Origin of the sequence: Pilimelia terevasa (genome assembly GCF_014647915.1) — a bacterium.
Classification (GTDB): domain Bacteria; phylum Actinomycetota; class Actinomycetes; order Mycobacteriales; family Micromonosporaceae; genus Pilimelia; species Pilimelia terevasa.
The window spans coordinates 142,561-161,495 of sequence record NZ_BMQC01000006.1 but is presented as its reverse complement, the minus strand read 5'-3'; the positions used below and the strand labels follow the sequence as shown (position 1 = coordinate 161,495).

At 75.4% G+C, this 18,935-nt stretch carries 18 protein-coding genes; 12 read left to right on the top strand and 6 right to left on the bottom strand.

Annotated features, from left to right (window positions below; genetic code table 11):
* The first annotated feature begins 183 nt into the window (after window positions 1-183).
* The 9 genes from recG to mutM all read left to right on the top strand — a co-directional run bounded on the left by recG (window position 184) and on the right by mutM (window position 7,757).
* Window positions 184-2,370 (top strand): ATP-dependent DNA helicase RecG, encoded by a 2,187-nt coding sequence (gene recG / locus IEY75_RS10525; protein WP_189114088.1) that lies wholly within the window; start codon window positions 184-186, stop codon window positions 2,368-2,370.
* Between the two features lie 35 nt (window positions 2,371-2,405).
* Entirely contained in the window at window positions 2,406-2,963 is a 558-nt protein-coding gene (gene rsmD / locus IEY75_RS10520; RefSeq protein WP_189114087.1) for a 16S rRNA (guanine(966)-N(2))-methyltransferase RsmD, read from the top strand.
* A complete protein-coding gene (gene coaD, locus IEY75_RS10515; RefSeq protein ID WP_189114086.1) occupies window positions 2,960-3,460 on the top strand; it encodes a pantetheine-phosphate adenylyltransferase in 501 nt (166 codons plus the stop codon). Before rsmD ends, coaD begins: the two co-directional genes overlap by 4 nt.
* Before the next feature lie 192 nt (window positions 3,461-3,652).
* On the top strand, window positions 3,653-4,150 hold the full coding sequence (locus IEY75_RS10510; protein WP_189114085.1) for a hypothetical protein: 498 nt from the start codon (window positions 3,653-3,655) through the stop codon (window positions 4,148-4,150).
* A 144-nt stretch (window positions 4,151-4,294) separates the two neighbouring features.
* Window positions 4,295-4,858 (top strand): YceD family protein, encoded by a 564-nt coding sequence (locus IEY75_RS10505; RefSeq protein ID WP_189114084.1) that lies wholly within the window; start codon window positions 4,295-4,297, stop codon window positions 4,856-4,858.
* Window positions 4,859-4,863: 5 nt separating this feature from the next.
* On the top strand, window positions 4,864-5,037 hold the full coding sequence (gene rpmF, locus IEY75_RS10500) for a 50S ribosomal protein L32 (protein ID WP_189114083.1): 174 nt from the start codon (window positions 4,864-4,866) through the stop codon (window positions 5,035-5,037).
* 153 nt (window positions 5,038-5,190) lie between these two features.
* Window positions 5,191-6,114, top strand: a complete 924-nt coding sequence (locus IEY75_RS10495; RefSeq protein ID WP_229789519.1) for a phosphate acyltransferase PlsX — start codon at window positions 5,191-5,193, stop codon at window positions 6,112-6,114.
* A gap of 3 nt (window positions 6,115-6,117) precedes the next feature.
* Window positions 6,118-6,906, top strand: coding sequence for a ribonuclease III (rnc, locus tag IEY75_RS10490; RefSeq protein ID WP_189114081.1), 789 nt, complete (start codon window positions 6,118-6,120; stop codon window positions 6,904-6,906).
* A 2-nt stretch (window positions 6,907-6,908) separates the two neighbouring features.
* The gene (mutM, locus tag IEY75_RS10485) at window positions 6,909-7,757 is read left to right on the top strand and encodes a bifunctional DNA-formamidopyrimidine glycosylase/DNA-(apurinic or apyrimidinic site) lyase (RefSeq protein ID WP_189114080.1); all 849 of its coding nucleotides are present in this window, start codon (window positions 6,909-6,911) and stop codon (window positions 7,755-7,757) included.
* 37 nt (window positions 7,758-7,794) lie between these two features.
* Here mutM and IEY75_RS10480 read toward each other — a convergent pair whose 3' ends face one another.
* Entirely contained in the window at window positions 7,795-8,346 is a 552-nt protein-coding gene (locus IEY75_RS10480) for a CAP domain-containing protein (protein WP_189114079.1), read from the bottom strand.
* Between the two features lie 32 nt (window positions 8,347-8,378).
* Window positions 8,379-9,131, bottom strand: coding sequence for a CAP domain-containing protein (locus IEY75_RS10475; protein ID WP_189114078.1), 753 nt, complete (start codon window positions 9,129-9,131; stop codon window positions 8,379-8,381).
* A 710-nt stretch (window positions 9,132-9,841) separates the two neighbouring features.
* Here IEY75_RS10475 and IEY75_RS10470 point away from each other — a divergent pair.
* Together IEY75_RS10470 and smc are read left to right on the top strand one after the other, a co-directional pair.
* The gene (locus IEY75_RS10470; protein WP_189114077.1) at window positions 9,842-10,036 is read left to right on the top strand and encodes a hypothetical protein; all 195 of its coding nucleotides are present in this window, start codon (window positions 9,842-9,844) and stop codon (window positions 10,034-10,036) included.
* 293 nt (window positions 10,037-10,329) lie between these two features.
* Complete coding sequence (gene smc, locus IEY75_RS10465; RefSeq protein WP_189114076.1) at window positions 10,330-13,905, top strand: chromosome segregation protein SMC; 3,576 nt, start codon at window positions 10,330-10,332, stop codon at window positions 13,903-13,905.
* 4 nt (window positions 13,906-13,909) lie between these two features.
* On the opposite strand, the gene IEY75_RS10460 is transcribed toward smc, so the two are convergent.
* On the bottom strand, window positions 13,910-14,584 hold the full coding sequence (locus tag IEY75_RS10460; RefSeq protein WP_189114075.1) for an SGNH/GDSL hydrolase family protein: 675 nt from the start codon (window positions 14,582-14,584) through the stop codon (window positions 13,910-13,912).
* Between the two features lie 190 nt (window positions 14,585-14,774).
* On the opposite strand from IEY75_RS10460, the gene IEY75_RS10455 reads away from it, so the two are divergent.
* Window positions 14,775-15,572: an RNA polymerase sigma factor SigF gene (locus IEY75_RS10455; protein WP_189114074.1), complete on the top strand. Its 798-nt coding sequence runs from the start codon at window positions 14,775-14,777 to the stop codon at window positions 15,570-15,572.
* 100 nt (window positions 15,573-15,672) lie between these two features.
* Here IEY75_RS10455 and IEY75_RS10450 read toward each other — a convergent pair whose 3' ends face one another.
* The 3 genes from IEY75_RS10450 to IEY75_RS10440 are packed head-to-tail and all read right to left on the bottom strand — an operon-like array spanning window position 15,673 to window position 18,922.
* Window positions 15,673-16,134, bottom strand: a complete 462-nt coding sequence (locus IEY75_RS10450; RefSeq protein WP_189114073.1) for a response regulator — start codon at window positions 16,132-16,134, stop codon at window positions 15,673-15,675.
* A complete protein-coding gene (locus IEY75_RS10445) occupies window positions 16,134-17,708 on the bottom strand; it encodes a sensor histidine kinase (RefSeq protein ID WP_229789518.1) in 1,575 nt (524 codons plus the stop codon). Before IEY75_RS10445 ends, IEY75_RS10450 begins: the two co-directional genes overlap by 1 nt.
* Window positions 17,705-18,922 carry a PP2C family protein-serine/threonine phosphatase gene (locus tag IEY75_RS10440; RefSeq protein ID WP_189114072.1) on the bottom strand — a complete coding sequence of 406 codons (1,218 nt, stop codon included), beginning with the start codon at window positions 18,920-18,922 and terminating at the stop codon, window positions 17,705-17,707. The genes IEY75_RS10445 and IEY75_RS10440 overlap by 4 nt, the downstream gene beginning before the upstream one ends.
* Window positions 18,923-18,935: the final 13 nt, after the last annotated feature.

The following is an 18,935-nucleotide window of genomic DNA, read 5'->3' as shown; positions in this document are numbered from 1 at the left end:
TGCGGAACCGGATCAGGCTACCTGACCGCGGGCCTCCGCCGCGAACCGGCCCGGACGCCGACCCCGACCGCCGGCCCGCCGACCTGGGGCGCCGGCCGACCGTGCGCGTCGATCCGGGCAAAGTGCACAGCGGGTCCGAAAGTGTTCCGGCGCGCTGCCGGGGCGCGGGGCTAGGCTGCCCAGGTGAGCAGCCCGACCACCCTGGACACCCCGCTGGCCGACGTGCTGGGCGCCAAGACCGCCAAGGCGCTGGACTCCCACCTCGACCTGGTCACCGCGGGCGACCTGCTGCGGCACTACCCCCGCCGGTACGACGAGCGCGGCGCCCCCACCGACATGCAAGCGCTGACCGTCGGCGAGCAGGTGACCGTCCTGGCCCAGGTGCGCGGCGCCAGCGTGCGGCCGATGCGGGCGCGCCGCGGCTCCATGCTGGAGGTCACCCTCGCCGACGGGTCCGGCGGCACGCTGTCCTGCGCGTTCTTCCAGCAGGCGTGGCGGCAGAAGGACCTGCGCCCCGGGGTGTGGGGGCTGTTCGCCGGGAAGGTCACCGAGTTCCGGGGCAGACGCCAGCTCAACGGACCGGACTACGTGCTGCTCGACGCCGGGGCCGAAGGGCAGGAGGAGCTGGTCGAGTTCGCGGGGGCGCTGATCCCGGTGTACCCGGCCGCGGCGGCGGTGCCGACGTGGACGATCGCCCGCTGCGTCCGCGAGGTGCTCGGCCGGCTGGCCGAGGTGCCCGACCCGGTCCCCGCCGCCGTCCGGGCCGACCGCGGCCTGGTCGGCCTGTCGGCGGCGCTGCGCGGCATCCACCAGCCGGAGTCGTGGGAGGAGCTGGGTCGGGCGCGGCGGCGGCTGAAGTGGGACGAGGCGTTCGCGGTCCAGCTCACGCTCGTCCAGCGCAAGCGGCGGGCCGCCGACTGGCCCGCGGTGGCCCGGCCGCCGGCCGCCGACGGCCTGCTCGCCGCCTTCGACGCCGCGCTGCCGTACACGCTCACCGCCGGCCAGCGGGAGATCGGCGCGCGGATCGCGGCCGAGCTGGCCGACGCGCACCCGATGCACCGGCTGCTGCAGGGCGAGGTCGGCTCCGGCAAGACCCTGGTCGCCCTGCGCGCGATGCTCCAGGTCGTGGACGCGGGCGGACAGGCGGCGCTGCTGGCGCCCACCGAGGTCCTGGCCGCCCAGCACCTGCGCAGCGTCGCCGAGCTGCTGGGGCCGCTGGGGCGCGCGGGCGAGCTGGACGGTGACCCGCGCGGCACCCGGGTCACGCTGGTCACCGGCTCGCTGTCCGCCGCCGCCCGGCGCGCCGCGCTCGCGGACCTGGCCTCCGGCCGGGCCGGGCTGGTGATCGGTACCCACGCCCTGCTCTACGAGGGGGTCGACTTCCACGACCTCGGCCTGGTCGTGGTGGACGAGCAGCACCGGTTCGGCGTCGAGCAGCGCGACGCGCTGCGCGCCAAGGCCGGCCAGCCGCCGCACGTCCTGGTGATGACCGCCACCCCGATCCCGCGGACGGTCGCGATGACGGTGTACGGCGACCTGGAGGTCTCGGCGCTGACCGAGCTGCCGCAGGGCCGCTCCCCGATCGCCTCGCACGTCGTCCCGGCGGCGGAGAAGCCCGCGTACCTGGACCGGGCCTGGCGCCGGCTGACCGAGGAGGTGGCCGCCGGCCACCAGGCGTACGTCGTCTGCCCCCGGATCGGCGCCGACGACGCCGACGACGACGCCGACCTGGACACCGGCGCGGAGGAGGGGCGGCGCGCGCCGCTGGCGGTCAGCGAGGTGGCCCCGCTGCTGGCCGAGGGCCCGCTGCACGGGCTGCGCGTCGAGGTCCTGCACGGGCGCCTGCCCGCCGACGCCAAGGACGCGGTGATGCGCGACTTCGCCGCCGGCCGGGTGGACGTGCTCGTGGCCACCACCGTCGTCGAGGTGGGCGTGAACGTCCCCAACGCCACGGTGATGGTCGTGCTGGACGCCGAGCGCTTCGGCGTCTCCCAGCTCCACCAGCTCCGCGGCCGGGTGGGTCGCGGCGCCGCCCCGGGCCTGTGCCTGCTGGTCACCGAGTCCGACCCCGGCACGCCCGCCCGCGAGCGCCTGGACGCCGTCGCCGGCACCCTGGACGGGTTCCGCCTCGCCGAGCTGGACCTGGAGCAGCGCCGGGAGGGCGACATCCTCGGCGCCACCCAGTCGGGGCGGCGCTCGCGGCTGCGCCTGCTCTCCCTGCTGCGCGACGAGAAGCTCATCGGCGAGGCGCGCCTGGCCGCGGTCGACCTGCTGGCCGGGGACCCGGAGCTGGCCGCCCACCCGGAGCTGGCGGCGGCCGTGGCGGCGCTGGTCACCGAGGACCGGGCGGAGTACCTGGAGAAGGGCTGAGCGCGGCCGCGGCGGCGGGGCGTACCGTTCCGGGCGTGACGAGGATCGTGGCGGGCGAGTACGGCGGGCGGCGGCTGAAGGTGCCGGCCGGCGACCGGACGCGGCCGACCAGCGACCGGGTGCGGGAGGCGCTGTTCAGCACCCTGGAGTCGCTGACCGACCTGGACGGCGCCCGCGTCCTGGACCTGTACGGCGGCTCCGGCGCGGTCGGCCTGGAGGCCCGCTCGCGCGGGGCGGCGCACGTGCAGCTCGTCGAGTCCGACCCGGCCGTCCTGCGGGTCCTGCGGGCGAACGTGGCGGCGCTCGACCTGGCCGGCGAGGTCCAGGTGAGCGCGGCGAAGGTGGCCGCGGCGCTGGCGGTGCGCCCCGCGGCGCCGTACGACGTGGTGTTCCTGGACCCGCCGTACGCGACGCCGACGCCGGAGGTGGACGCGGCGCTCGCGGCGCTGGCGGCGGGCTGGCTGGCCCCGGACGCGGTGGTGGCCGTGGAGCGTTCGTCGCGCACGCCGGACCTGTCCTGGCCGGCGGGCATCGAGGCCCATGCGACGCGGCGGTACGGCGAGACCGCGGTTTGGTACGGTCGCCGATCATGAGACGTGCCGTCTGTCCCGGCTCTTTCGACCCGGTCACCAAGGGTCACCTCGACATCGTCGGGCGGGCGTCCCGCCTGTTCGACGAGGTGGTCGTCGCGGTCATGATCAATCCCTCCAAGTCCGGGCTGTTCCCGATCGAGGAGCGCGTCGAACTGCTCGGGCTCGTGACGCGCGAGCTGCCCAACATCCGGGTCGAGACGTTCCGCGGGCTGCTGGTCGACTTCTGCAGGGCCCAGGACGCCCCGGTCGTGGTGAAGGGGCTGCGCGCGGTCAGCGACTTCGACTACGAGCTGCAGATGGCCCAGATGAACGTCGGCCTGGCGGGGGTGGAGACGCTGTTCATGCCGACGAACCCGCTGTACTCGTTCCTGTCCTCCAGCCTGGTCAAGGACGTCGCCAAGTGGGGCGGCGACGTCTCGGCCCACGTGCCGGAGCTGGTGGCGCGGCGGCTGCGCGACCGGTTCGCCGCGCCGCCGGCACCGGCCGCGGCGGACTGACCCGCGCCGCCGGCCCACCGGTCCGCCCGGCGCGGCCCCGGCCCCGGCGGCGGCGCGCCGGGCGAGAAGTTGGCGCGACGCGCGGGCGCGATCAGCGGCAGTTGTCATGATCGGCAGCATGATGGGTACGTGCGGGATGGGCTAGCGACCGACCTCGACGGTCGGCACACGGATGACGGGAGTGATGCGCCGATGGATCCACTGGACCGCATCGACGAGATCATCGCCATGATCGAACAGGCCCGGTCGGCGCCGATGTCGCGCAGCAACTGCGTCATCGAGCGCGCCGAGGCCATCGCGATGCTGGAGGACCTGCGGGCCGAGCTGCCGGCGGACCTGCGCCGGGCCGCTGCCCTGCTGGAGGAGCGCGACAAGATCGTCGACGCGGGCAAGCGCGAGGCCGACCGGATCATCGCCGAGGGCGAGGGCGAGCACGCCCGGCTCGTCTCGGTCAACGAGATCACCGTGTCGGCCGAGCACGAGGCCGCCCGGCTCGTCGCCGAGGCGCGCGCCGAGGCCCAGCGGCTGCGTGACGAGGTCGACGACTACGTCGACACGGCGCTGGCGAACTTCGAGCAGTTCCTCACCCGGTCGCTGGCCTCGATCGAGCGCGGGCGGGACAAGATGCACGCGCTGCGCGAGATCGGGACGTTCGCCAGCGAGGACGAGGAGCACCCGCTGGCGATCTGAGCGGCCTCGGTTCGACCCCGTCGGGGCGGCTCGGGTAACGTGAGGGGTCGACCTCCGGGTCGTCTGCGTCACCCTGCGGCCGGCGTCACCGGGTCCGTCGGGCCGACGGCAGGGTCCACCCGCCGCTACCAGCCACCGTGAGTCATGCCTAAGCACTCGGAACCGCAGCTCGACCCCAGGGCGCCCCTGGTCCTCGACACGAAGGACCTGCCGCGACGGCCTGGTGCCATGCGTACCCTCACCCGGGTCGCGCCGTCGCCGGCCGACCTCGGCGTGGAGATGATCGGCGTCCCCGAGGGCGCCGAGCTGAGCCTCGACCTGCGGCTCGAATCGGTCTCCGAGGGCGTGCTGGTCAGCGGCCGGGTCAGCGGGCCGCTGGCGGGGGAGTGCGGGCGCTGCCTGCGGGAGCTCCGCGACGAGCTGGTGGTGACGGTCCAGGAGCTGTTCGCCTACGAGGACAGCGCCACGGACGAGACGACCGACGAGGACGAGATCGGCCGGGTGCGCAACGACCTGATCGATCTGGAGCCGGCGCTGCGGGACGCGGTGGTACTGACACTGCCGACGAACCCGGTGTGCCGAGCGGACTGCCGGGGCCTGTGCCCCGACTGCGGTGCGCTCTGGGATGATCTCCCGGCTGACCACAGCCACCAGCAGGTCGACCCCCGGTGGGCCGAACTGCGCACCATGACCATGACTGAGGAGTAAGAGCCGTGGCCGTCCCGAAGCGGAAGATGTCGCGCAGCAACACCCGGTCGCGCCGGGCCAACTGGAAGGCCGCGGCCGTCACCACGGTGAACTGCGGGCAGTGCAAGTCGGCGAAGCTGCCGCACGCCGCCTGCGGTGTCTGCGGCACGTACAACAACCGTCAGGTCCTTGAGGTCTGACCCGTCGATTCACGGCCGGCGCGCGTGGGGTGTACCCGCCCCGCGCCCCGGCTGCGGACTCCAAGGAGCCCAGTGGCCCGTCCGACCACCGGTCGGTCGGCGCGCCGGCCGAGCCCGGACGCCCCGGCGCACCGTGAGGGTGCACCAGGTGCCGTGCGGATCGCCGTCGACCTCCTCGGCGGGGACAACGCTCCCGACGTCGTGGTGGACGGCGCTCTGCGTGCTTGCGCGGCCGACCCGGCCGTACACCTGCTGCTCGTCGGCCCGCCCGCGGTCGCCGAGGCCGCCGTCGCGGCCGCGCCGGCCGCCACCCGCGACCGGCTGAGCGTGCTGCCGGCGACCCGCGCCGTCGCCATGACCGACCCCGCGACCCGCGGGGGCCGCCCCGAGACCACCGTGCGCGCGGCCGTGGCCGCCGTCGCCGCCGGTACCGCCGACGCCGTCGTCTCGGCCGGCGCCAGCGGCGCCATCGTCACCGCCGCCGCCCTCGGGTTCGGCAGGCTCCCCGGCATCCGGCGGCCCGCGCTCGCCGCCTCGCTCCCCGCGGTCGCCGGCCCGGTGGTGCTGCTGGACGTCGGTGGCTCTCTGGACTGCGGCCCGGCCACCCTGCTGTGGCACGCCGCCCTCGGCGCCGCGTACGCCGCCCTCGTCCACGACCGCGACCGCCCCCGGGTCGGCCTGCTGTCGATCGGCGTCGAGCCCGGCAAGGGCGACCGGGCGCGGCGGCTCGCCGACCCCGCCCTCGCCGCGGCGGACCTGCCCCGGCGGGCGCGGTACGTCGGGCTGGTCGAGGGGCACGAGGTGTGCGACGGCAGCCGGGCCGACGTCGTGGTGACCGACGGGTTCACCGGCAACATCCTGCTCAAGGGCATCGAGGGGGCGTACGCGATGGCCGGCGCGGCCAGCACCGCCCCCCGGGCCGGCGCGCTGCTCGGGGTCCGGGGCACGGCCGTCGTCTGCCACGGCGCGGCGGGCCCGGCCGACGTGGCCTCGGGCATCGCGCTCGCCGCGACCCTGTACCGCCGGCGGGTGGCGCAGACCCTCGCCGCCATCGTCGCCGACCGCGTGGAGGCTTAGAGGATGACCGACCGGACCGTTCGCCGCCGTCCGTCGACGGCGCACCTGGAGGCGGCGATCGGCGTCACGCTCGACCCCGACCTGCTGCACCGGGCGCTCACCCACCGCTCGTACGCCTACGAGAACGGCGGTCTGCCGACCAACGAGCGGCTGGAGTTCCTGGGCGACTCGGTCCTCGGCGTCGTGGTGACCACGGCGCTGTTCCACAACCACCCGGACCTGCCCGAGGGGCAGCTCGCCAAGCTGCGGGCCAGCGTGGTCAACATGCGCGCGCTCGCCGACGTGGCCCGCGGCATGGGACCCGGGGGCCTCGGCCCGTACCTGCTGCTGGGCAAGGGCGAGGAGGCCACCGGCGGCCGGGACAAGGCCAGCATCCTGGCCGACACCCTGGAGGCGCTGCTCGGCGCCGTGTACCTCCAGTACGGCATGGAGGTCGCCGCCCGCGTCGTGCACACCCTGTTCGACCGGCTGATGGCGGAGTCGGCGGGGCGGGGGGCGGCGCTGGACTGGAAGACCTCCCTCCAGGAGCTGACCGCCGCGCTGGGGATCGGGGTGCCCGAGTACCACATCGACGAGGAGGGCCCGGACCACGCGAAGACCTTCACGGCGTGGGCGGTCGTCGCCGGTCACCGGTACGGCGGGGCCAGCGGCCGGAGCAAGAAGGAGGCCGAGCAGCGGGCCGCCGAGGCGGCCTGGCGCGAGCTGAGCGGCCCGGAGGAGCCCGAGGTCGCCCCCGCGGACGAGGACGTGGCGCCGCTGCCCGAGGCGTCGCTCGTCGTGCCCTCGGAGTAGCCGTGCCCGAGCTTCCCGAGGTCGAGACCGTCCGCCGCGGCCTGCGCGAGTGGGCCGTGGGCCGCCGCCTGAGCGGGGTGGACGTCCACCACCCTCGCGCCGTCCGCCGGCACGCGGCCGGCCCCGAGGACTTCGCCGCCGCCCTGGTCGGGCGCACGTTCACCGAGGTCCGCCGCCGCGGCAAGTACCTGTGGCTGCCGCTGGACTCCGGCGACGCCATGATCGGTCACCTGGGGATGTCGGGACAGTTCCGCGTCCTGCCCGAGGAGGCGCCGGACGGTCCGCACCTGCGGGTGCGGTTCCGCTTCGCCGAGGGCCCGCAACTGCGCTTCCTGGACCAGCGCACGTTCGGCGGCCTGGCCGTGTCCCGCGGCGGCGCGGACCTGCCGGCGGAGATCGCGCACATCGCGCCGGACCCGTTCGAGCCGGGCTTCGACGCCGACCGGTGCGTGGCGGCGCTGCGCCGCCGCCGCACCGAGGTCAAGCGCGCCCTGCTGGATCAGACGGTGGTCTCCGGGGTGGGCAACATCTACGCCGACGAGGCGCTGTGGCGGGCGGGGCTGCACGGCGCCCGCCCGGCCGACGCGCTGACCGGGCCGGCGGCGCACCGGCTGCTCGGCCACGTCGTGGACGTGCTGGGAGAGGCGATCGCGCAGGGCGGGACGAGCTTCGACGCCCTGTACGTCGACGTCAACGGCGAGAGCGGCTACTTCGACCGTGCCCTGCACGTCTACGGCCGCGAGGGCGCGCCGTGCGACCGCTGCGGGGCGTCGATCCGCCGGGAGTCGTTCATGAACCGGTCGTCGTTCTCCTGCCCGCGGTGTCAGCCCCGCCCGCGGGGACGGGGCTGACACCCGCGCCGCTCTCCGCCGCGGCGCAGGGGGCGCGCTACTGGCCGCCGAACATCTGGGTCCAGAGCGGCTGCTTCCCGGCGTTGACCACCACGCCCACGGCGGTGGACCGGTACTGGCAGTTGAGGATGTTGGCGCGGTGCCCGGCGCTGTTCATCCAGGCGTCCGTCACCGCCTGGGCGTCGCGCTGCCCCATGGCGATGTTCTCGCCGACGAACTGGCTCGGGTAGCCGGCCGCCCGGGCGCGGTCCCACGGCTTGCGCCCGTCCTTGCTGGTGTGGTCGAAGTAGCCGTTGTCGGCCATGTCCTGGCTGTGCAGCCGCGCGGCGGTGTGGAGCTGCGCCTGGTGGACCACGGCCGCGCAGCCCGCCCTGGCCCGCTCGGCGTTGACCAGCCGGGTGACCTCGGCCTCCTCGGCCGTGGGCTCGGCGGCCGGCACGTCCGGCGCGGCGGGGGGTGCCGGGGCGGTCAGGGCGCCGGCCGCGACCGGCGCGCCGACCAGCAGGGCGGACACCGCGAGCAGCAGGCCGGCGGCGAGCAGCGGGCGGCGGAGGCGCGGTCCGGCGGGGGTACCGGGGGCGTGCGTCACAGGGAACCCTTTCGTCGGGGTCGGGGGGCGGCCTAGCGGCCGCCGAACATCTGGGTCCAGTACGCGGTGCCGCCCCGGGCGGCGCGGCCCACGGCGGTGACGCCCGAGCCGCAGCGCAGGATGTTGGCGCGGTGCCCGGGGCTGTCCATCCACATCCGCACGACCCGCGCGGCGTCGACGCCGGTACCCATCGCGATGTTCTCGCTGACGGACCGGCTGCGGAAGCCGGCGGCCGCGGCACGGTCCCAGGGCTGGCGGCCGTCCTTGCCGGTGTGGCTGAAGTACTGGCGCGCCGCCATGTCGGCGCTGTGGCCGCGCGCCGCCCTGAGCAGCTTGGCGTCGATCGTCACCGCGCCGCAGCCGTGCCTGCGGCGCTGGATGTTGATCAGACGGGTGACCTCGCGCTCCTGGGCCGTGGAGGCCCCCCGGTCGGCGGGCGCCGGCTTCGGGGGCGCGGGCTTGCGGGGGGCGGGCGGCCGGGCGGGGGCGTCGGGCCTGCGGCGCGGCGGCGGGTTCTGCCGCCCCGCCGTCGGCGACGGCGCGGCCGTCGGCCGCGCGTCCGCGGGCGGCGCCGCGGGGGTGGCCGTCGGCGGCTCCCCGCCGGGGGGCGGGTCGGCGGCGACGTCCGCCGCGGCGTCCGCGGCCGGCACCCCGCGGGCGGTCCCGTTGTCGACGGCGCAGGCGCCCGTCCCGCTGGCGACGGCGAGCAGGGCCGAGGCGGCCAGCAGCGGGCGCGCGAGGCGGCGGAGCGCGGTGTGCGGGTCCGCGGGGAACGGGCGGGTCACGGGGAGGTCCTCTCGCGGGGCGGCAGCGCCCGGCTGGTACTGCCGCGGATCGGTGGCGCGGGCGGCGGCGCGCGGTCGAATGGATCGACGGATGTCGCCTCGGCCGCAGCGGACGTTAGTTTTCTCCGCCGCGCAGGACAACGCGGCACAGTGAGACTTAAGGTTCCGCTGTACTCCCGGCGGGGTCGTCACCCGTGTCCCGTTACGTGCCGGCCGAGTGGCCGGCGGCGAGGTCAGCCGCGTGATGAGGGCCGCCCCCGCTTGACTCTGCGGCAGGGCCGACGGACTATAGAAATATCGCCAGACGCGCCAGGCCCTCGGACCTGCTCGGTCTGCTGACCTGTTCGGTCCGCGGGGCCTACTCGGTCCGTGGGCCACGCGGCCCGCTGACCAGCCCGGATCGGGAACTGATCGGATTCGCTCCGTGCGGAACCGGTCCGGGGTCGGGGGCGCCTAAGTATCGGCTGGATCGCCCACACCGATGCGAAGATCGAATGCCTGTAGATCGTTCTGTTGAGGATCGAATATCGGTTTCGCGCGGTCTGGCGCTATATCGCAATACGTGAACGGAGTACGGCCGACGCCGTGCGCCGTCCGCGACGACGTGTGGTCCCGGGTGTTCCGATCCGGGGCTCGTGTTCGGGCGGTAGCCTGATTGATGGGCGCGCGTAATCGCCGGATTTGCCGGCTGCGCATGACAAGGAGACGATATGGCGAAGGCCCTCTACGGCCACGTCGGCGTCGCGCGGGATCGCCGCATCACCGACGAGGTCACCCGTCTGCGTGCCACGGTGCGGGCACTGGAGTTCGAGATCGCCCGCCTACGGGCCGAGAACGACCGCCTCGCCGCCGCGGTGGCCGAGTCGGACGACCACCTGCTGCGGCTGGAACCGGCGCTCACCTGAGCCCGCTTCCGCACCGGCAGCGACAACGGACCGTCAGGCCCGTCGGCCCATGGGTGTCCGTACCCCGGTCCGGCCGGCGTGCCTGGTGGCACATGTCCGTTACCGCACGCACCCGTCCCTGACCTCCGCTTTCCGGCGGTAGGGCGCGCCGTGCGCGGGACGGGTGTATTCGCGGCCCGCCGGCTCCCGCCGGCCCGTGTCGCAGCCGGCGGCTCCACCGGGCACGGGTACCCTCGGCACTCTGACCGCGCGGGTCCAGCCCGGTCCGCGCGCTGACCTGCCTGCGGAGATCTGTGCACCTCAAGAGCCTCACGGTGAAGGGCTTCAAGTCCTTCGCCTCCGCCACCACGCTGAAGCTGGAGCCGGGGATCACGTGCGTCGTGGGCCCCAACGGCTCCGGCAAGTCCAACGTCGTCGACGCCATCGCCTGGGTGCTCGGCGAGCAGGGCGCCAAGGCGCTGCGCGGCGGCAAGATGGAGGACGTGATCTTCGCCGGTGCCGGCGGGCGCGCGCCGCTGGGCCGCGCCGAGGTCACCCTCACGATCGACAACACCGACGGCGCCCTCCCGATCGAGTACACCGAGGTGTCGATCACCCGCCGGATGTTCCGCTCGGGCGAGAGCGAGTACGAGATCAACGGCGACTCCTGCCGCCTGCTCGACATCCAGGAGCTGCTCAGCGACTCCGGCATCGGCCGGGAGATGCACGTCATCGTGGGCCAGAACCGGCTCGACGGCATCCTGCACGCCAAGCCCGAGGACCGGCGCGCGTTCATCGAGGAGGCCGCCGGGGTCCTCAAGCACCGCAAGCGCAAGGAAAAGGCGCTGCGCAAGCTCGGCGCGATGGAGACCAACCTCAACCGGCTCACCGATCTCACCGCCGAACTGCGCCGCCAGCTCAAGCCGCTGGGCCGGCAGGCCGAGGTGGCCCGCCGCGCCGCCGGCATCCAGATGGACCTGCGCGACGCCCGGCTGCGCCTGCTCGCCGACGACCTCGCCACGCTGCGCACCACCCTCGACCGGGAGATCGCCGACGAGACGGCCCTGCGCGAGCGCCGCCAGGAGATCGAGCGGGCGTACACCGAGGTACAGCGCCGGCAGGCCGCGCTGGAGGCCGGGCTCGCCGCCGACGCCCCGCTGCTGGCCGCCGCGCAGGACACCTGGTACCAGCTCTCGACCCTCGCCGAGCGGTTCCGCGCCACCGAGCAGCTCGCCGCCCAGCGCCTGCGCCACCTGGAGGCCCCCGCCGAGGAGGAGCGGCCCGGCCGCGACCCCGACCAGCTCGCCGCGGAGGCGCAGCGGGTCCGCGAGCAGGAGGCCGAGCTGCGCGAGGCCCTGCGCGAGGACCAGGAGCGCCTGGCGGAGGCGGTCCTGCGCCGGGAGGACCTCGAACTCGCCCTGGCCGACGCCGAGCGCGCGCTGGTCGCCGAGGTCAAGGCGATCGCCGACCGGCGGGAGGGCCTGGCCCGCCTCACCGGCCAGGTGCAGGCCGCCCGGACCCGCACCGCCACCGCCGCGGAGGAGATCGAGCGGCTGAGCGCCGCGCACGCCGACGCCGCCGGGCGGGCGGGCGTCGCGCAGGGCGAGCTGGAGGAGGTGGCGGCGCACTCCAGCGAGGCCGACCGGGACAACGCCGAGATCGACGCCCGGCACGCCGACGCCGTCGCCGCCCACGAGGCCGCGACCCGCACCGTGCGCGAGCTGACCCAGGCCGAGCGCGCCGCCGAGAAGGAGGCCGCGAGCTGGCACGCCCGCGAGGAGGCCCTCGCCCTCGGGCTCAGGCGCAAGGACGGCGCCGGCGCCCTGCTGGCCCGGGCCGCCGAGGTCCCTGGCCTGCTGGGCAGCCTCGCCTCCCTGCTGACCGTGGAGCCCGGCTGCGAGGCGGCGCTGGCGGCCGCGCTCGCCGGCCTGGCCGACGCCGTCGCCGTCGCGGGCGTGGACGAGGCCACCGAGGCCATGCGGACGCTCAAGATCGCCGATGCCGGCCGGGCCGCCCTGCTGGTGGCCGGGCCGGCCGGCGCCGGCCTGGGCGGCTCGCTGGATCAGCTCCGGCCGCCGCTGCCGGCCGGCGCCCGCTGGGCGCCCGACGTGGTGACCTGCCCGGACGCGCTGCGCCCCGCCGTCCTGCGGGTCCTGCGCGACGTCGTCCTGGTCGCCGACCTCGGCGCGGCCGCCGCCCTGGTCGCCGCGGCCCCGCTGCTGCGCGCCGTCACCCCGGACGGGGACGTGCTCGGCGCCTACGAGGCGGCCGGCGGGTCGGCGAAGGCGACGAGCTTCATCGAGGTGCAGGCGGCGGTCGACGAGGCCCGGACCCGCCGCGGCGCCGCCGAGCGCGCCGTGGTGGAGCTCGCCGCGCAGCTCGACACCGCCCGCGCCGAGGTCGCCGCCCGCAAGGCCGACGTCGACGCCGCGGCGGCCGCCCGGCGGGCCGCCGAGGGCGAGCGCAACGCCGCCGCCCGCCGGCTCGCCGAACTCGGCGCCGCCGCGCGCTCCGCCACCGCCGAGACCGCCCGCCTGGAGGCGGCGCTCGCGCGCGCCCGGCAGTCGCGCGACACCGACCTGACCAGCCTCGCCGAGCTGGAGGAGCGCCTCGACCTCGCCGAGGCCACCCCGGTGGACGCCGACCCGTCCGCCGACGAGCGGGACCGCCTCGCCGCTCTCGTGCCGCACGCCCGGCAGAACGAGCTGGAGGTGCGGCTCGCGGTACGGACGGCGGAGGAGCGGGTGTCCGCGCTGTCCGGGCGCGCGGACTCGCTGGCCCGGCAGGCCGAGGCCGAGCGGGCCGCCCGGGAGCGCGCCGCCGCCCGCCGCGCCGCCCGCGCCCGGGGCGCGCACATCGCCCGGGCCGTCCAGGCCGGCGCGCGGCAGGCCCTCGACCGGGTGGCGGCGTCGCTGACCGCGGCGGCGGCGGCCCGGGACGAGATCGCCACGGCGCGCTCGGGCCGGGAGGCGGAGTTGTCGGAGGTGCGGGCGGCCGCCCGCGACCACGCCGCCGAGCTGGAGCGGCTGACCAGCGCGGTGCACCGCGACGAGGTCGCCCGCGCGGAGCAGCGCCTGCGCATCGACCAGCTCGAAGCCAAGGCCGCCGAGGACTTCGGCCTGGACGTCGAGACGCTGATCGGGGAGTACGGCCCGGAGCAGCCGGTACCGCCGACCGAGGTCGAGATCGCGGCGGCCGCCGCCATCGGCGATGTGCCGCCGGACTCCGAGCCCTACGACCGGGCGGTACAGGAGAAGCGCGCCGCCAAGGCGGAGCGGGAGCTGAACCTGCTCGGCAAGGTCAACCCGCTGGCGCTGGAGGAGTTCGCGGCGCTGGAGGAGCGGTTCAAGTTCCTGTCCGAGCAGTTGGAGGACCTGCGCAACACCCGGCGGGACCTGCTGACGGTCGTCAAGGACGTCGACGACCGGATCCTGGAGGTGTTCGCCGAGGCGTACCACGACACCGCGCGCGAGTTCGAGCAGGTGTTCGCGGTGCTGTTCCCGGGCGGCGAGGGCCGGCTGGTGCTCACCGACCCCTCGGACATGCTGGCCACCGGCGTGGAGGTGGAGGCCCGGCCGCCGGGCAAGAAGATCAAGCGGCTGTCGCTGCTGTCCGGCGGGGAGCGCTCGCTGACCGCGGTGGCGATGCTCTGCGCCATCTTCCGCGCCCGCCCGAGCCCGTTCTACATCATGGACGAGGTGGAGGCGGCGCTCGACGACGTGAACCTCGGCCGGCTGCTGACGCTGATGGAGCAGTTGCGGGAGAAGAGCCAGCTCATCATCATCACGCACCAGAAGCGGACGATGGAGGTCGCCGACGCGCTGTACGGCGTGACGATGCGGGCCGGCGTCACCGAGGTGATCTCCCAGCGCCTGCGGGTGGAGGAGTGACCGGCTAGCGCGGGGCCAGCAGCGGCGCGAGGACGGCGTTCCAGCAGTCGGCCATCGCCGCGTACCCGAGGTCGTTGGGGTGCAGGTTGTCGCCGAGGTGGACCGCCGGGTCGACGGCGTCCATCCGGACCAGCGCCGCGCGCCCGTAGCTGGCCGCGACGAGGCCGGGGATCGTCGCGTTGTAGGCGGCGATCCGGCGCTGGACCGCCGGCGCGGGCGAGCCCACCAGCGTGGACACGAGTACCAGCGCGTCGGGCGCGGCCCGCCACAGCGTCGCCAGGAGGCCGGCGAGGCGGGCGGTGGCGCCGCGCTCGCGGCCGGCGATCTTCATGTCGTTGGTCCCCAGGTGCAGCAAAACCAGCTCCGGCGCCGCGGCGGCGAGCCAGTCGGGCGCCCGGTCGGCGGCCTGGGCGAGCCGGAGGCCGGGGTGGCCCTCGTGGTCGGGGGAGTCGACGCCGCGGCGGGAGCCGACGAAGGCGACGTCGCGCACGGGCGTGAGCAGGGCGGCCAGGTACCGCCGCCAGCCGGTCCCGTCGGAGGAGCCGGTGCCGGAGGTCAGCGAGTCGCCGAGGGCCATGATCCGTACGGGCGCGTCCGCGGCGGCCGCCCCGGCGGGCAGCAGGAGGGCGCCGGTACCGCCGCCGAGGGCGGTGAGCAGGCGCCGCCGTGTCCAACTCACGTGTTCCTCCACGACGGGTGCTAGCTGTTTCGCGGCAATTGTACTAATAGGCCAGTGACCTGCCTCATAGAGGGACCTCCGCTATACAGATACGATCAGTCAAAGTCAACCGGATGAACGGCTAGACTTTGGTTAGACCTTTGCCATAAGTTAAGCGAGCGCGCAGCCCACCGGTACACCAGGAGGACTGATGAGCACGTCTGTGCACACCCGTACGACCCCGGCCCACGCGGAGACCGAGTTCGACAGCGTCTCCCGTGAGCGGTTGGCCCTGCTGGCGTCCCTGCCGGCCCAGCACCCGTCCCGGGCGAAGGTCCGCGACACCGTCATCGAGTCGTGGATGCCGCTGGCCCGCAAGCTGGCGCTGCGGTTCACGAACCGGGGCGAGAACACCGACGACCTGATCCAGGTGGCGACCGTCGGCCTGATCAAGGCCGTCGACCGGTTCGACCCCGGCCGCGGGGTCGACTTCGCCGGGTTCGCCATCCCGACCATCGTCGGCGAGATCAAGCGGCACTTCCGCGACCGCACGTGGGACGTGCGGGTGCCGCGGCGGCTGCAGGAGCTGCGGCTCCAGATCGCCGAGGCGCGCGGCGCGCTGACCCAGAGCCTGGGCCGGTCGCCGACGGTCACCGACATCGCCGAGCACCTCAGCGTGGGCGACGAGGACGTGCTGGAGGCCCTGGAGGCCGCGCACGCCTACAACGCCGTCTCGCTGTCGACCCCGCTGGGCGGCGCCGCCGACAGCGGCGGCGAGCTGGGCGACACCCTGCCGGAGCCCTCGGACGAGTACGCCGCCGCCGACCTGCGGGCGACCCTCGGCCCGGCGCTGTCCCAGCTCGACCCCCGCGAGCAGAAGATCATCGTGATGCGGTTCTACGGCAACATGACCCAGTCGCAGATCGCCGCCGAGATCGGCGTCTCCCAGATGCACGTGTCGCGGCTGCTGGCCCGCGCGCTGGGCACGCTGCGCGGCGCGCTCACCTGAGCGGTCCCCCGCCTGAGCGGCAGTCCCCCTGAAGCGGTACCCCTGCCTGAGCCACGGTCCGGCCGCGCACCCGCGGCCGGACCGTTTCCGCCGCGGCGGCTCAGCCGGGCAGCGGGCCGCCGCGCCCGGGGAGCTTCACCACGGCCACGAAGAAGTTGTCGATCTGCCGGACCACGTCGATGAACTGGACGAAGTCGACCGGCTTGGTCACGTAGGCGTTGGCGTGCAGCCGGTAGCTGCGGACGATGTCCTCCTCGGCCTTGGACGTCGTCAGCACGACGATCGGGATCGAGCGCAGGTCCTCGTCGCCCTTGAGCTGGGCCAGGATCTCCCGTCCGTCGTACTTGGGCAGGTTGAGGTCCAGCAGGATCAGGTCGGGGCGGGGGGCGCCGACGTGGGCGCCGCGCCGGTACAGGAAGTCCAGCGCCTCCTCGCCGTCGCGGACCACCCGCAGGTCGTTGGCGACCTTGTTCTCGTCGAATGCCTCCCGGGTCATCATCTCGTCGCCCGGGTCGTCCTCCACCAGGAGCACCACGATCGGCTGCTGGTTGTCTTCGCTCATCACTCAATCCTTGTCGGTGTCGCGGGGGCGCCCAGGGACGCTCCGGCGGCGGACTCGCCCGCTGACGTGTCCTCACCCGGCGCGGGCAGGGTGAAGCGGATACAGGTGCCTCCAGTATGCGCCGGATCCACCCAGATCCTGCCGCTGTGGTACTCGACCACCTTCTTGCAGATGGCCAGGCCGATGCCCGTGCCCGGGTACGCCTCCCGGGTGTGCAGGCGCTGGAAGATGACGAACACCTTCTCGGCGAACTCCGGCGCCACGCCGATCCCGTTGTCGGACACGGCGATCTCGTACTCGTCGTCGTGCCGCACGCAGTCGATCTCGATCCGGGGCGGCACGCCGGGCTCGGCGAACTTGATCGCATTGTGGACGAGGTTCTGGAACAGCATCGTCAGCAGCGTCACGTCGCCGGTGACCGTCGGCAGCGGGACCCGCACCGTCGTCTGGGCGCCGCTCTCGTCGTACATCGCCTGGACGTGCCGCTGCGCCGCCGCGAGTGCCGCCGCGAGGTCCACCGGCGCCCGGCCGCTGTACATCCGGCCCACCCGGGAGAACCGCAGCAGGTCGTTGATCAGGACCTGGAGGCGGGAGGCCCCGTCGACGGCGAAGGCGATGTACTGCCGGCCCCGGTCGTCGAGCAGGTCGTCGTAGCGCCGCTGGAGAAGCTGGCAGAACGAGGTGATCTTGCGCAGGGGCTCCTGCAGGTCGTGGGAGGCGACGTACGCGAACTGCTCCAGCTCGGCGTTCGAGCGGCGCAGCTCCGTCGCGCTCCGCTCCAGTTCGTCGCGCGCCGCGCGCGCGGTCGTCAGCTCGGCCACGATCCGCTGCCGCATCGCGTCGACGTCCGCCCCGAGCTGCCGCAGCTCGGCGGTCCCGCCCGCGCTGACCCGGTGGTCGAAGGTGTCCCGGTCCAGCACCGCCCGGGTGTCGGCGCCGAGCCGGCGCAGGGGCCCCACGATGCCGCGGTGCAGGCCGAAGGCCAGCGCGGCGCAGGCGCCGACGACCAGCGCGGCGACGGCGCCGAAGACGACCGCCCGCCAGTACGCCTGGCGGTCCAGGGTGTGCCGCTGGGCGTCGCGGAAGGCCAGCAGCTCGCGGTCCAGCGCGGCCACGGCGGCGCGGATGTCCTCGAAGCGGGCCCTGCCCGCGGCCGCGTCCGGGGCCGGCGCGCCCTCGTGAACCGGCCCGGCGTAGCTGTCGCGCCACGCCGCGGACGTCCGCTCGACGGCCGACAGCTCGTCCTCCAGGGACAGGTGCCGGCCGAGGTGGCGGCGCAGGTTCCGCGCCGCCTGGTCCTGCCGCGCGAGCCCGGCCTCGTACGGGGCCAGGAACGTCCGGTCGCGGCTGAGCAGGTAGCCGCGGATGCCGGTCTCCTGGTCCAGCAGCGCCGAGCGCTGCTCGCCGGCCGCCGCGCGGCCCAGCGCCACGTCGTCGACCAGGATCCGGGTGGTGGCGTCCGTGCGCGCCAGCACGTACCAGCCGGCGCCGACGCCCGCGGCGACGAGGACGCCGAAGACGGCCAGCAGCCGGCCGAACCACTGCTGCGCCGTCATCGGCGTCGCCATCGTCATGCGCTCCATCTCACGTGCACCAGGGCCAGGTCGTCGGCCAGCCGGCCGCCGTCGGCGGCCGTCACCGCGTCCACCACGGCGTCCACCAGGGGTCGGCGGGTCTCGCGCTGGTGCAGCAGCGACACGATACCGGCAAGCCCGTCGATGCCCAGCCGCTCGTCGCCGTCGCCGACCCGGCCGTCGACGAGGCCGTCGGTGTACAGCAGCAGCTCCGCCCCGGGCGGCAGCGCGATCCGCGTGCCGGGGCGCCGGGCGACGGGGCCGCGCAGCAGGCCGACCGGCGGCTGGTGGCGCAGCGCGACGGCGGCGGCGCCTCCGTCGAGCAGCAGCGGCGGCGGGTGCCCGGCGCACAGCACGGCGGCGCCGGCCCGGTCGGCGTCGATGCTGGTCAGGCACACGGTCGTGTACATCTGCGGCGTCGGGCGCTCGGCGCGCAGCACCTGGTCGAGCAGGTCCAGCGCGGCCAGGTCGTCCAGCCCGGCCAGGACGGCGGTCCGCCAGCAGATGCGCAGGCAGACGCCGACGGCCGCCTCGTCCGGCCCGTGCCCCGACACGTCGCCGACCAGCGCCCGGACCGTCCCGTCGGGCTGCTGCACCAGGTCGTAGAAGTCGCCGCCGAGCAGCGCCCGCTGCCGGCCGGGCTGGTACCGGACCGCGACCCGCAGGGCCGGGTCCCGGACGATCGGCTCCGGCAGCAGGCCGCGCTCCAGGCGGGCGTTCTCGGCGGCCCGCCGCTGGCTCTCCAGCAGGCGCACCGTCGCGCTCTCGGCGCGCTTGCGCTCGACGGCGTACCGGACGGCGCGCGCCAGCGTCGAGGTGTCGATCTGTCCCTTGACCAGGTAGTCCTGCGCGCCCGCGGCCACCGCGCCGGCCCCGGCCGCCTCGTCGTGCAGGCCGGTGACCACGATCAGCGGCACGTCCGGCGCGGCGTCCAGGACCGCCGGCAGGGCGGCCAGGCCGCGGCCGTCGGGCAGGTGCAGGTCGAGTAGGACGCAGTCGGCGCCGGCGGGCAGCGCCGCCCGCGCGGCGGCCAGGGTCCGCACCCAGGTGACCGCCGCCGGCAGTCCGCTGTCGGCCAGCAGTTCGCGCAGCAGCAGGGCGTCCCCGGCGTCGTCCTCGACCAGCAGCAGGCGCAGTTCGCGCCCGCCGTCGGCGGCCTGCGGGGGGCCGCCGGGGTGCCGTGTCGGGGCATCGGTCGCGGGCGGCCCCGCCATGCCGGATACTGAA

Excerpts from the sequence above, each read along its gene's own strand:
- IEY75_RS10445 (WP_229789518.1), bottom strand. The coding sequence starts at position 17,708 with ATGACGATGGCGACGCCGATGACGGCGCAGCAGTGGTTCGGCCGGCTG.
- IEY75_RS10470 (WP_189114077.1), top strand. The coding sequence starts at position 9,842 with ATGGCGAAGGCCCTCTACGGCCACGTCGGCGTCGCGCGGGATCGCCGC.
- IEY75_RS10505 (WP_189114084.1), top strand. The coding sequence starts at position 4,295 with ATGCCTAAGCACTCGGAACCGCAGCTCGACCCCAGGGCGCCCCTGGTC.
- IEY75_RS10440 (WP_189114072.1), bottom strand. The coding sequence starts at position 18,922 with ATGGCGGGGCCGCCCGCGACCGATGCCCCGACACGGCACCCCGGCGGC.
- IEY75_RS10450 (WP_189114073.1), bottom strand. The coding sequence starts at position 16,134 with ATGAGCGAAGACAACCAGCAGCCGATCGTGGTGCTCCTGGTGGAGGAC.
- IEY75_RS10510 (WP_189114085.1), top strand. The coding sequence starts at position 3,653 with ATGGATCCACTGGACCGCATCGACGAGATCATCGCCATGATCGAACAG.
- rnc (WP_189114081.1), top strand. The coding sequence starts at position 6,118 with ATGACCGACCGGACCGTTCGCCGCCGTCCGTCGACGGCGCACCTGGAG.
- IEY75_RS10455 (WP_189114074.1), top strand. The coding sequence starts at position 14,775 with ATGAGCACGTCTGTGCACACCCGTACGACCCCGGCCCACGCGGAGACC.
- coaD (WP_189114086.1), top strand. The coding sequence starts at position 2,960 with ATGAGACGTGCCGTCTGTCCCGGCTCTTTCGACCCGGTCACCAAGGGT.